Genomic DNA, 12,638 nt, shown 5'->3' on the forward strand with positions numbered 1-12,638 from the left:
ACTATGTTTGAGAAACTGGTTTCTTTCAATTATCTTTTTTATAAAACAAAAATCTATGTTTCTATGTGTTTAAAATAATTAAACCCAACACATTAAAAACAAATAACATAAACAAATTAAAATAACATCATTATGAGTACAACACAAGAATTACATCAAGTTTTTGCAACCGCATTTGAAATACCTGTAGAATCAATTACACCAGATTTAGAATATCAGGGTATTGTCGAATGGGATTCTATGAGTCATTTACTTTTAGTTGAAGAATTGGAGCGTTTTTATAATGTTTCAATTTCTATGGAAGATATTCTCGAAATGGGAAACATTGATAAAATAAAAGCAATATTGAAGAAAAACGGCGTAGAAATCCAATAATTCAAAAGAAAAAAGTATGGGACTTTATGATTTAATTAAAAAAAATAAAAAATTAAATTTTATAGATGCAAACACCAAGGATGTCAAAACGTTTAACGATATACACGAATCTTTGGATATTGAAGATCTTCGTGCAGTGGTTTTCATTTACAATGACAATCAGCTGCCTGCAATCGAAGCGTTTTTAAATTTCTATCAAAAAAAGTACACAGTGGCTCTGCTTAATGCAGGGCTGCATCCTGAATTTAAACAAAACCTGGAGAACGAATACAAACCAGCTTATATCTTCGATGCGTCTAGAACGATTGTTGAAGATTACGATTCAAAACAGGCATCGAAAGACATTTCAGTTTTTAAACGAAAAGAAATTCGTCTCTACCCTATCCATGGCGATGTTAAACTTTTAATGAGTACATCGGGAACCACAGGGTCTCCAAAATTTGTAAAAATTTCAGATGACAATCTGGTACAGAATGCTTTATCTATCATGGAGTACATGCCAATAACGGAACACGATGTTGTTCCGTTAAATGTACCTATTAATTTTGTGTATGGCTTTTCGATTTTTACTACAAACTGCATAAAAGCGAAAACAATTGTCTGCACGGAAAGAGATGTGCTTCAAAAAGAATTCTGGTCAGATCTTACTGAATATGGCTACTCGACCTTAAGCGGCGTTCCTTATTTTTATGAGCTGCTGCATCGTTTTGGTTTCTTTAAAAAAGATACGCCTTCTGTACGTTATTTCACCCATACGGGAGGAATGCTGAACCAAGAACTGACAAACGTGATTTCAAATTATACTCATATTTACGATAAACAGTTTTTTGCACAATACGGACAAACTGAAGCCAGCGGCAGAATGGCTTATTTACCGCCAAAAGATTTTCAGACTAAAGGAACATCAATAGGATTTCCCGTCAAAAATGGAAAATTTGAAATTGATGAAAACACAGGAGAACTTATTTATTACGGTCCTAATGTTTCCGGAGGTTATGCCAATAACATTTTCGATCTTCAGCATTATGACCAGACAGATAAACTTTATACCGGCGATCTGGCAGAAAAAGATGAATTGGGCTACTATCATATTAAAGGACGTATTAAACGTATTATGAAACTATTTGGAGTTCGTTTAAATCTTGATGAAGTTGAGGTTTTGCTTAAAAATCAACTGGGAGGCCAGACTTTTATCTGTATAAGTGTTCAGGACAAATATCTTGGCGTTATACATCAGGATGCTTCTTTACTCCGCGAAACCATAACACAGGTAATTAAAGAAAAACTAGGATTGCATGCCAGCTCAATAAAAAACTATTATTTCGATCAAGTGCCGCTTACTGTTAACGGCAAAGTCGATTATCCTGCTATAAACAAATACATCAACGAAAACGAAAATGTAGCTACAGCTGCAAAAACAGTTGTCGGGTAATTTAAATATGTAACTAACAATTAGGCTAAAACCTAAAATAAAAAAACAAAACCATGGAACAGCAAAGCAAAAGAATTCCGGCACTGGATTTAATAAAAGGAATGAGTGTTATAGGAATGATAATTATACATACCCTGCTGACATTTGCAGATGTCAAATCTCAGTCGGAAACCATTATTGGCAGTTTTATTGTTTTTCTGGGCAGAGGAACTTCTATTTTTCTAATCTGTATGGGAATAACATTTATGACTTCTCGTCATCAAAGCCTTACTAGTTCTCTAAAACGCGGCGGACTGCTTTTAGCGGCGGCTCTTTTTATGAATTTCTTAAAATTCATTTTTCCGGTAATTTTTGGTTTTGCACCAGATAATTTTATACAACGATACGGATGGCACGGACCAATTGAACAGCAGTATTTGTATTTAATGTTATTGGGCGACATACTGCAATTAGCAGGAATGTCTTTGCTGTTCATTGGTTTTATTCGAAAATATGTTACCAATAAATACGGAATCTTAGCCATAGGTCTATCAATCGCATTAGTTTCCAGAGAAGTCAGCGGCATCAATTTAAATTATCCCGTAATTAATTATGTATTAGATCTTCTTTTCAGTAATGATTTTCCGGCATACGTTTATTTTCCTGTTTTTCCATGGATGTCTTTTATTATCATAGGAATGTTTTTTGGCAAATGGTATCAGGAACTTGATTATAACAGACCGCAATTGTTTAAGAGTATGCTGTATATCGGTATTTTGTTTACTTTATCAGGCGCTCCTCTAGTTTTTATTTATGGAGATTACAATTACAATGGTTTTTACCATATGGGTCCGGGCGGTGTACTTTATTTCGCAGGATGGACATTAATCTTTTTATGGATTATTTATAAAATATCAGTAAATATTAGAGAAAATAAGTTTGTTAGACTTTTAAAATACTGCAGCAAGAACCTCACTTCTATGTATATGACACAATGGATATTAATTTCCTGGGGCAAAGGCATCTTTGGTTTTAGAGAAAATGGAATAACAACGGTACTGGCACTTATAGTAATGTATATCGCCTTAACTTTTTCTGTTCAGATACTTTTGGATTTATTGAAAAAAAAGAGCCAGAAATCAAAGCCTGTAGAAGCTTTAAACTAAAAATCAGGATATTTTTCTGCGATTAGGATATTATTAATAGATAATTTCATACTTTTGAATTTTTATTTATTCTAAATAAGGATAGTTAACAATTCTAAGTATATTTCATGAATCTCAAAATAGTATTGCTCTTTTTATTTTCGTCGACATTTTTAATCGCACAAAACAGAATCTCTGGTAAAGTAAATGACGAACACGGAAACCCGTTAAGCGGCGTTAACATTCAGCTTTTAGGAACACAAATAAATGCTGCAACAAATGCAGACGGGTTTTATCAGATAGAGAATCTGGCAAAAGGCAGTTATACTATTGAAATAAGTTTAGATGGATATGTTTCGAAGAAACAGACTATTGCTTTAGAAAATTCTCTAAATACTACAGTTGCCATAACTTTAGAAAAAGCGCATACATCAAAAGAAGCAGAGAAATTAAATGACGTAGTGGTAAAAGGTGTGTCTGAAAAAAGAAAAAAAGAAGAAACAGCAGAAGCCGTTTCTGTAATAGAAATGAAGGAAGCTAAATTTAAAACGGCAGATTTAGGCGAAGTGCTTGCCCAGACACAGGGTATTAATGTTAGGCGTACCGGAGGTTTAGGCTCAAGAACCAATTTTTCGATGAATGGACTCACAGGAAATCAAATCCGATTTTTCCTGGAGGGAATTCCTTTGGAATATCACGGTTATACTTTCGGGATTTCAACAGTTCCGGTTAATTTAGTAGATCGTGTTGAGGTTTACAAAGGTGTCGTTCCTATCGAATTTGGAGCAGACGCGCTTGGAGGTGCTGTCAATTTAATTACGCCAAAAATAAAATCTGGTTTCAGCGGTTCATTCTCAGCTCAGGCAGGATCATTTGGAACTTACAGAACTTCATTGATACTTAGTGACTACAATAAAAAGACTGGATTTTTTATAAAAGGAAACGGATTTTACGACGCTTCCAAAAACAATTATAAAGTAGATGTTGATGTTCCGGATGATGCCGGCAAGATCAAAAAAGTAACGGTTCCTAGATTTCATGATGCCTACAAAGGCTACGGATTGCAGCTGGTAACTGGTGTAAAAGACAGAATCTGGGCAAAAGAATTAAGTATAGAAGGATTTTATACTGATTACACAAAAGAAATTCAGCACAATCAATTAATGGTTGGCGTTCCTTACGGAGAAGTTATGACGTACCGAAAATCGGCTGGAACTGTCCTAACCTATCGCAATGACTTTAGTGAAAATTTTAATTTAGACTTTATTTCGGGATACAATTACAGAGAACGCCAGTTTAAAGATGTATCTGATTATGTTTACAATTGGTACGGTGAACGTATCGAAGGTTCGGCAGGAAATATCAAAGGAGAAATTTCAGAATCTACAGGTCCAAGTGATACTTACACTTGGAATAATGATGTTTTTTCACGCCTGAAAGCTTCATGGAAAATCAATGAGCAGTATGCAGTGAGTTTTACTTCAGCACCTACCTACTCCAAACAAACCGGAGATGACAGACTTATTGACGGCTATGATCCTGCCGCTGCGGTAAGAGATTTGTTTACATGGGTTAATGGTGCCGATTTTAAAATAAATCCCTTTAATGAAAAATTAGAAAATCTTTTCTTTGTTAAAAATTATTGGCAGAAAATCAATTCTGAGGAAAAAATACCTTCTAATAATTCAGTAATAAAAGAAGACCGAAGCGTAAACTATTTTGGTTTTGGGGATGGATTCCGTTTTAAATTCAATGAACAATTTGCAGCGAGATTAACGTACGAATATGCTACCCGCCTGCCGCAGACAGATGAATTGTTTGGAGACGGTCAATTTATACAAGGTAATCTAAACTTAAAACCGGAACGCAGTCACAACATTAATTTTGAACTTTTCTTCAAGTCAAAAGAAAATTATGAAAAAAGTACCTGGCTGGTTCAGACGAATCTTTTTTTAAGAAAAATAGACAATCAAATCTTATTAGTTCCAAGTCTGGATCGTAATAATATCTATCAGAATGTATTTGCATCTACTTCTAAAGGAATTGAAGTGGCCGGAAGCTGGACTTCTAAAAACGACAGACTTTCATTTCACGCAAACAGTACGTACCAGCATTTTTATAATGACTCAAACGAAGGAATATTTGCCGCTTATAAAGGAGACAGAGTACCAAATCAGCCTTATTTTTTTGCTAACGGAGGCGCAGCTTATTCTTTTCATAACCTAATTGGCAAGTCTGATAAATTATCCTTTTTCCTTGATGCAAGATATGTATATGAATTTTTCAGAAGCTGGGAAAGTGCTTCTGTAAATCCGTTTGTAATCCCGAGCCAGAAGACTTTTGATTTTGGATCAACGTATCATAACAGCTTTAACGGAGTTAAATATGCCTTAACCGCAGAAATACAAAACTTAAGCAATGAAAAAAATTATGACTTTTTTGGAGTACAAAAACCGGGAAGATCATTCAATATAAAATTAGTAACCCAATTTTAATTTAATTATATAACCAATCAGTATGAAAACAAATCGATTTTTTATAAAAAATGCTGCATTAGCCATAATGTGTTCTTTATTTGCATTAACATCGTGCAGCTCAGATGATAACAAGACAGATGACGAAGGTCAGGGTAATAATCCTGCAGTTATTGCATCAGTTCGTGTAAAAAGTCCTAGTGGAGAAACTATTTTTTATTTAGGAGCATATGACAAATTCCCTTCAAATCTTGATTATAAAACAATGACAGAGATTGGTCCGGGTGCTACAATATATTCGTATGGCGAACATCCTTACGTATGGAACGGCGCGGCTTCAACCTTAACCAAATACAATGTAAGCAATGAAATGAAAATTTCGAACGCCGATGCTTTAAGTTTAGCAGGAACAGGAGTTAGCGGGACCTTTGGACCTCCAGCTTTTGTATCTGAAACGGAAGCTTATTTTTTCGCCTTAAATGATGGAAAAATTATCAGGTTCAACCCAACAAGTATGACAATAACTGAAACTATATCAGTTACTCCATTACCTTTAAGTAACGATGCTGGTGTAAAAACATCAACTTATATGAGTTACGTTACTTCAGCTAAAAAAATCATTTTACCAGTAGCAGCAACTCCTACTGATTTTAATAAGTTTCCGCAATATGCTCAAATTGCAGTTTTTGATATAGCATCAAAAGTAGTTACTTATGTTAATGATTCTCGTATGTCAATGGGGTATGATACTTTTGCTAAAGGGAATGATGGTAGTTTATACTATAGACCTTCACGTGCTACAGCCCTTTCATTGGATTATAGTACCGTAACTGGTAATCCGACACCAGGAGGAATGTTAAAGGTAAATTCTAATGGAACATTTGATCCTAATTTTTTTGTAGATTTAAAAGCAGTTCTAAATGCGCATTCAGTAAATGTGGTTTCATATGTTCATGATAACAAAGCACTTGCTCAATACTTTGATAATACTTTTACTCCACCTGCAAAACCTGCTGATTGGTATAAAGTTCCAACCAAATATGCACTTGTAGATTTAAAAACTGGAGAAATAGTGCCATTTACATCATTTGAACAATACGGAACAGTATATACAGTAGGAACAATTGATGGTGTTGAATATTATGGAAACATTCCTACTGATAATAATAATTTCAAATATAGACTTTTGAAGCAAAAAGGAGCTGCAGAATTTGAAGCAATTTCAGAGGCTAGCGGTAGTTTGATATTTGTTGGAAGATTAAGATAATATAATTTAACAACATTATTTTTGAAATAAATTTTTCTTCTAACAAAATGCTATCTTAGTTAATTTACTTATAGTTTAAAACGGGTTAAAATAATCATGATAATTATTTTAACCCGTTTTTTAATTAATCTGAATCAATTAATAACTTAAATAAAATATATTTCGAAAAACAAACTTCTTATTAATTTACAATCATCGAATTATTATTTTACCTGATTTAACTTTTTTATTTCCTGAAAGAATCTTATAGTAATAAAGCCCTTTTTGATAACCTGCGGGAATATTCCAGTTGACAACTTGATTAGGCTCTACAACTCCTCTAAATACTGATTTTTCATTTTGCAATTTATCTGAGTAAACTACAATATCAATTTCTTTGTCTGTAGAAAAATTACTTGTAAAATTAACGAATTCTGATGTTGGGTTTGGATATACAGTCATAATTTCATCTACAAGTAATTCATTTTGTAAGTTTGTTTCATTAAGAGATATTCTATTACTATTTAAAAGTGGAATCTCTACCCAGTTACTCTCTGAAGTTTTATTTCCAGATGTAACTCGTCTGTAAATATACATTGGCCACTTAATATTTTCTGCTTCCCAATATTCATTGTGCAGCCAAGAAGGAATTTCTAAATTTTGTCCACTCCCTTCTATAATAAATCCATCAGGCGCTGGTATTTCATCAATATACACTGCCCAAGAATACACGTAGGCACCATTTCCTCCTGTTGGCAAACTACCCGAAATAGTATTACCATTTAGAGTAATTAAATTATTTTCTATAGCTGGAGCAGAAATTACTGTAACAGTTTCTTCATTACTGGTACTGGTAATTGTACCTGCTGCTGATGAAACAATTCTTCTGTATGATGTTGTTGAAGTAAGTATCCCTGGTGAATAATTAATGCTATTAGTACCTGAAATAGTAGTCCATGAACCATTTCCAACTTTTTTTTGCCATGTGTAAATAAAAGTTCCGTCACCTCCAGAAGGAATAGAGCCGCTTATTGTACTTGCAGATTGCCCCTCATTAATTGTTTGATTTCCTGAAATAACATTGTTACCAATTGGATCTGAAAGCTTAGTAACAATTATACTACTGCTTTTATAATTTAACAAACTATTCCCTGGAGTATCATATTGAACATACACCTGACCTCCAGTATTATCAAAATCAGATCTATATAAAGTAATTTTAAAAGTTTTAGATTGAGTTGTACCATTTATCATTTGAAAACTTCCATCAAATCCATTTGTAGGAATTATAGGTGATGCGTTTCCATTTCGTTTATAATAAACCGCAATTTTTCCTTGAGCAGCAGGGTCTGGATTATAGGATGTAGTAACACTTGCTGTTATAGATACATTAACAGATTGAACATTTGTGCCAAAGTTTATTGTTGTGGCATTTACATTTAAAACTTTTAATTCTGTTACAATGACCGAAACAGATTGCCCAAATGAGACCATGCTTAAAAAAAATAAAATACCTAAAGTAATTTTTTTCATAACTAATTTAATTAATGATTAATATTCTTACAAAGAAATACATTGTTTTTATTAATTCCAAATAAAAACAATGTGTTTTATTATTTTTTTATTAAGAAAATTATTTTAAAAAATATTGCCTTAGATTAGTTTTCTTAGTTAGATGGTGTTGAGTATTATGGAAATATTCCAACTGACAGTAATAATTTTAAATACAGACTTTTAAAACAAAAAGGAGCTGCAGAATTTGAAGCAATTTCTGAAGCTCTGGGCGGTAGTTTAATCTTTGTTGGAAAATTAAGATAAGCATTCTTCCCTAATTTTGTTTTTTTAGAATATAAATGGTGTTTTCAATTATAAAATTTAAACACAGATAATTCATTGAAAAAAAGAATCTGCCCGAGAAAGGACAGATTCTTTTTTTTTTTTAAACTTAAATGAATGATTTTTGATTTAAATTACTAAATTACAATTATTTAATTTTATCTCATCATCATCTATAAAGAATCATTTACTCTAATTAAATAATAGAAATAATGGCAAACATCAAGCCTTTCCTTACAGTGAATAACGGAATAAAAGCGGTTGAATTTTACATTGAAGCTTTTGGAGCTGTCGAATCACAAAGATTTGAACTGGAAAACAACAAAATATCTTCAGTAATACAAATTGAGGATGCTGAATTTTATCTTAGCGATGAAGAAGCATGTGATGGGAGTCAAATTATAAATCAGACACATAATACGCTCATTAGGATAATTCTGGAAACTAAAAATGCAGATAAGATATTTGAAAATGCAGTAAAATTTGGTGCAACAGTAATTTGCCCCATAGCAACTGAAGAAGACTGGAGAATTGGAAAGCTAAAAGATCCGTTTGGGCATATTTGGGAAATTGGCTATCCCTTGTAAACCAACCTTCAAAATAAAACATAAACAAATTTTAAAAACTTTAAAGTCTTTTGTTTCTTAGGTTCGTTTTTTTTCAATCTGATATACAAAATTCAATTTCGGACTTTCGCCAAAGTAAGCTACTACTTCTTCATCAATCTTCTCGGCATTCAATCTTGAAATTGCTATTTGTGATCTAATATTTTCTGAGCCAATGTGAAATTTTACTTTTGAAACATAATCAAAAACATAATCCAGCATTGTATTTTTTACACTTTGATTAAAGCCTTTTCCCCAGCAGGATACAGCATAAAAAGTATATCCAATAAAAATACTATCGTCAGCCTCGCTGTAATCATAAAATCGTGTGCTTCCAATAACTTTTTCGGTTTGTTTGTCTATAATTTTAAAAGCGCCCCGGCTTTTTATGGCACCTTCAAAAAACTTTTCAAAAACCTCTTTTTTCCATCGGTCTTTATTAGGGTGCTGTTCCCAAATTTTCGGATCTGAAGCCGCTTCGTATAGAGCATCAAAATCTTTTTCCTCTAAAGGATATAGAACACAAAGATCATTTTCTAAAATGGGTTGTAAATTAAAAGTCATAATGTATAATTTTAATTCCTAAAATTAAATTCTTTAATACTGAGTATTTCCAACAATTCTCTTTAACAAATCAACAACAATCGATATTCTCCATCATTTTCAACTGGCGCCCTATGGATACAAGGCAGTACTTTTTGTTTTGGATGATCTACAGCCAGACGCCACAGATGCATCAATCCTAAATTAATAGGTTCTGCATCGGTATTTACCTGATAATGCAAATCAAAATAATTCTCTTTTAAAAACTCTTCAAATTCTTCTTCTGGTCCATCATGAAGTTCTTTTAGCTTTGCTCTGATTTCTGGAATTAAAATTTTCTGCTCTGCCTGAGAATTAGAAACAATATCACTTGCTGCTCCGTGATAGGTGCATAAAAAAGTATCTGTTGCAACAGGCGAACGATCAACATGAAATGAATATACATCAGTAGAGATAAAATCAAATTCATCATCACGCTCATAACATTTCAATAAATTAAGAGAAGGCGAAGCTCCAAAATCAGTTAATAACTGCAAATCATTTAAGATTATTTCTCGAGCTGTACTGCCTTTTTCTGATAGCTGGAGCGCAAGTAAATCTTTTGGAAAAACTTCTGTAATATTTTCTTTTAAACGCAGTTTGGTTACAATCTCATTAAAATCGCCATCCAAATTTCTGTACCAGCATAATGCATTTATTTCTCCCTTGAAATCTGTATGTACAAGTTCAGAGAAAGTAGAAACGATTCCTATTTGACTGCTGGAAGAAAATGTATTACTCATAGTGAAATCAGTTAATTTATGTGCAAAAATATAGAATCATAATCAGCTGACGCATTCTTAACAGCTTAATTTTTGGTGTTATTCTTATGCTGCCTTCATTGCATATTTCAATACTGCAATTAGTAACGATTCATCATAAATTATTACTTTTAAAACAATTAACTAATAATCAAAGAACTAAAATGACGCAGACTGAAAATTTAGAAATCCCAAAAATCAATTTTGATGCAGATGGAGAATTAATAATTACCGCCTCTCCCACTTCATCTAAAAATGATTTTGATTTTTTTGAAGGAAAATGGAAACTCCGTAATAAAAAACTCAATTCCAGATTGTTTAATTGTACAGAATGGACAGAATTTGAATCGACACAGGAAATGTACAAAGTTCTAAATGGAATTGGCAATATCGATAATTTTCTTGCCTCTTTTGACGGACAGCCATTTGAAGGAATGACGGTAAGATTATTTAATCCGAAAAGCAGATTATGGAGCATTTATTGGGCAGATTCTAATGAAGGAAAATTAGATCCTCCGGTATTAGGTTCTTTTGAAAATAATGTAGGTCATTTTGTTACTAAAGACATCTTTAATGGAAAAGATATTCTGGTAATTTTTCGCTGGGATGCAAGAGACAAAAATAATCCGGTATGGAGTCAGGCATTTTCTGCAGACAATGGAAAATCCTGGGAATGGAACTGGTATATGTATATGTCAAAGTTTGAGCAGGAAGACTAAATTAAAGAACTGCACATATCATGTTTGTAAAATTGTAAAGCAGAAATTGAAATACTTATTCTACTTTTTTAATCATTTTGATATAAAAAAATTTATCGATAAAAGGAAAGTCGTGTCAAATTTTATAATGACACGGCTTCGCTTTTTATTATATTTCTTTTAAATTCACTTCCTTTTTTTCTCCGTCTTTATCAATCGTTACACGCTTTTCAATATTGGCCTTATCAGTATAAGATTGTCTTGCTGTTCCGTAATTTGTTGTAGAACCTTGATAGCCAAAATAATTATAATAATTTGTATAACCAGATACATATGAATAATTATAAGAATTAGAAAAATCGAAGCTTACCATAACAACGTAAGTACCCGGCATAAGATCAGCAAACTCAAAATGTCCTTCATCGTCATAAACTTTCGCTTTTTTAATAGAGTATCCAAAATCGCTGTTTAAAGGAACTTCAGGCATTTTTTTCTGTTTACGGATTTTTTTATTCACTTCCAGCCACTCTTCATAATAAGCAGAACTTGGAAAAAGTGTAATCTCTGTACCTCTTGGAGCATACTGTTTTTTGGCAGTATTAACTAAACCGCCCAATCTCTTACCTGAGTCTGATCGTGCATAGGCTGTACCAATAATTACACTATTACCACTGCTAATCTGACGTGCAGCATCTTCTTTATTAAATTTGTTTTTAATAGGCTGATAGTCTAGCTCTTCGTTAACTGTAATTTCCCACATTCCGTTAGCCATAGACATTTCGCGCTGCCACAGGCGACGGTCTTTTTTGTCAATGATATAATTGTAAAAAGCACCAGTGCTTTCTTCTAAAACGGATACAATCCATGTTTCATGTTTACCGGTTCTTGGAGAATTGTAAACATAACTTTTTACCTCTTTAATGGTATAATATTCAACAAGTACATTTGACTCATCATTATAATAAAACTGTGGAAAACGAGCTTTATATCCTACATCTAGCGGTAATGTTCCAATTAAGTGATCAGTCCAGTTAAAGTCAAAATATTCTACCTTAGGATTCAGTTTTAGTTTTTTATCTTTTTTGGTTTTCTTCGAATAGAAATTACCTGTAATAGTTTCACCAAAGTTAAGATTTAGTTTTGCGTTCTTCGTTTCGTCAGTATAGCTGATGGCTTTAAGCGTTTGAGCATCTGCAGTACTTATACGCGTAGTAGGTTTTCCATTGTCTTTTGGAGTAAAAGTATTGTCTAAAGTCAATTGGTTATTAGCAGCAACAATATCATAAGTCAATGCGCCCATATTTTTCCATTCTGTACCTTTAACATAATATACGGTATAGAGTGACTTTTCTGGTTTAATATACTTGGTATTAATATCCTTATTGCCGGGAGCTATTTCTTTTTGGCTGAATGCAGTAAATGGCAGCAGAATCAGTGTGAGAACGAGTGCATATAATTTCATATTTCTAATACTATAATTGGGAAACAAATTGGTTTTTATCATT

The 12,638-nt window shown here is 32.8% G+C and carries 11 protein-coding genes; 7 read left to right on the forward strand and 4 right to left on the reverse strand.

Translation table 11 applies throughout. The features are described from left to right. Positions 1-132: 132 nt before the first annotated feature. From ACTJIW_RS13640 to ACTJIW_RS13660, 5 genes are all read left to right on the forward strand, one after another. Entirely contained in the window at positions 133-375 is a 243-nt protein-coding gene (locus tag ACTJIW_RS13640) for an acyl carrier protein (protein ID WP_012025162.1), read from the forward strand. A gap of 16 nt (positions 376-391) precedes the next feature. Then, positions 392-1,807 carry an AMP-binding protein gene (locus ACTJIW_RS13645; RefSeq protein ID WP_440716761.1) on the forward strand — a complete coding sequence of 472 codons (1,416 nt, stop codon included), beginning with the start codon at positions 392-394 and terminating at the stop codon, positions 1,805-1,807. Between the two features lie 53 nt (positions 1,808-1,860). Then, positions 1,861-2,952, forward strand: a complete 1,092-nt coding sequence (locus ACTJIW_RS13650; protein WP_440716762.1) for a heparan-alpha-glucosaminide N-acetyltransferase domain-containing protein — start codon at positions 1,861-1,863, stop codon at positions 2,950-2,952. A gap of 107 nt (positions 2,953-3,059) precedes the next feature. Then, positions 3,060-5,426, forward strand: coding sequence for a TonB-dependent receptor domain-containing protein (locus ACTJIW_RS13655; protein WP_440716763.1), 2,367 nt, complete (start codon positions 3,060-3,062; stop codon positions 5,424-5,426). A gap of 22 nt (positions 5,427-5,448) precedes the next feature. After that, a complete protein-coding gene (locus tag ACTJIW_RS13660) occupies positions 5,449-6,672 on the forward strand; it encodes a hypothetical protein (protein ID WP_121361398.1) in 1,224 nt (407 codons plus the stop codon). Positions 6,673-6,864: 192 nt separating this feature from the next. Here the strand turns inward: ACTJIW_RS13660 and ACTJIW_RS13665 are convergent, their stop codons facing one another. Then, on the reverse strand, positions 6,865-8,184 hold the full coding sequence (locus ACTJIW_RS13665; protein ID WP_121361399.1) for a hypothetical protein: 1,320 nt from the start codon (positions 8,182-8,184) through the stop codon (positions 6,865-6,867). Between the two features lie 515 nt (positions 8,185-8,699). Between ACTJIW_RS13665 and ACTJIW_RS13670 the strand changes: the two genes are divergently transcribed. Further along, the gene (locus ACTJIW_RS13670) at positions 8,700-9,074 is read left to right on the forward strand and encodes a VOC family protein (protein ID WP_440716765.1); all 375 of its coding nucleotides are present in this window, start codon (positions 8,700-8,702) and stop codon (positions 9,072-9,074) included. Positions 9,075-9,131: 57 nt separating this feature from the next. Here ACTJIW_RS13670 and ACTJIW_RS13675 read toward each other — a convergent pair whose 3' ends face one another. Then, a complete protein-coding gene (locus tag ACTJIW_RS13675) occupies positions 9,132-9,656 on the reverse strand; it encodes a GNAT family N-acetyltransferase (RefSeq protein WP_440716766.1) in 525 nt (174 codons plus the stop codon). Positions 9,657-9,718: 62 nt separating this feature from the next. After that, the gene (locus ACTJIW_RS13680; RefSeq protein WP_440716767.1) at positions 9,719-10,417 is read right to left on the reverse strand and encodes a DUF1826 domain-containing protein; all 699 of its coding nucleotides are present in this window, start codon (positions 10,415-10,417) and stop codon (positions 9,719-9,721) included. A gap of 86 nt (positions 10,418-10,503) precedes the next feature. On the opposite strand from ACTJIW_RS13680, the gene ACTJIW_RS13685 reads away from it, so the two are divergent. Next, positions 10,504-11,154, forward strand: coding sequence for a hypothetical protein (locus ACTJIW_RS13685; RefSeq protein WP_440718456.1), 651 nt, complete (start codon positions 10,504-10,506; stop codon positions 11,152-11,154). A gap of 148 nt (positions 11,155-11,302) precedes the next feature. On the opposite strand, the gene ACTJIW_RS13690 is transcribed toward ACTJIW_RS13685, so the two are convergent. Next, positions 11,303-12,637, reverse strand: coding sequence for a DUF3108 domain-containing protein (locus ACTJIW_RS13690; protein WP_440716769.1), 1,335 nt, complete (start codon positions 12,635-12,637; stop codon positions 11,303-11,305). Position 12,638 lies beyond the last annotated feature (1 nt).

Source organism: Flavobacterium sp. 22659, assembly GCF_052044235.1.
In the GTDB taxonomy this organism is placed as follows: domain Bacteria; phylum Bacteroidota; class Bacteroidia; order Flavobacteriales; family Flavobacteriaceae; genus Flavobacterium; species Flavobacterium johnsoniae.

Excerpts from the sequence above, each read along its gene's own strand:
- ACTJIW_RS13660 (WP_121361398.1), top strand. The coding sequence starts at position 5,449 with ATGAAAACAAATCGATTTTTTATAAAAAATGCTGCATTAGCCATAATG.
- ACTJIW_RS13690 (WP_440716769.1), bottom strand. The coding sequence starts at position 12,637 with ATGATAAAAACCAATTTGTTTCCCAATTATAGTATTAGAAATATGAAA.
- ACTJIW_RS13670 (WP_440716765.1), top strand. The coding sequence starts at position 8,700 with ATGGCAAACATCAAGCCTTTCCTTACAGTGAATAACGGAATAAAAGCG.
- ACTJIW_RS13640 (WP_012025162.1), top strand. The coding sequence starts at position 133 with ATGAGTACAACACAAGAATTACATCAAGTTTTTGCAACCGCATTTGAA.
- ACTJIW_RS13680 (WP_440716767.1), bottom strand. The coding sequence starts at position 10,417 with ATGAGTAATACATTTTCTTCCAGCAGTCAAATAGGAATCGTTTCTACT.
- ACTJIW_RS13665 (WP_121361399.1), bottom strand. The coding sequence starts at position 8,184 with ATGAAAAAAATTACTTTAGGTATTTTATTTTTTTTAAGCATGGTCTCA.
- ACTJIW_RS13650 (WP_440716762.1), top strand. The coding sequence starts at position 1,861 with ATGGAACAGCAAAGCAAAAGAATTCCGGCACTGGATTTAATAAAAGGA.
- ACTJIW_RS13655 (WP_440716763.1), top strand. The coding sequence starts at position 3,060 with ATGAATCTCAAAATAGTATTGCTCTTTTTATTTTCGTCGACATTTTTA.
- ACTJIW_RS13685 (WP_440718456.1), top strand. The coding sequence starts at position 10,504 with ATGCTGCCTTCATTGCATATTTCAATACTGCAATTAGTAACGATTCAT.
- ACTJIW_RS13645 (WP_440716761.1), top strand. The coding sequence starts at position 392 with ATGGGACTTTATGATTTAATTAAAAAAAATAAAAAATTAAATTTTATA.
- ACTJIW_RS13675 (WP_440716766.1), bottom strand. The coding sequence starts at position 9,656 with ATGACTTTTAATTTACAACCCATTTTAGAAAATGATCTTTGTGTTCTA.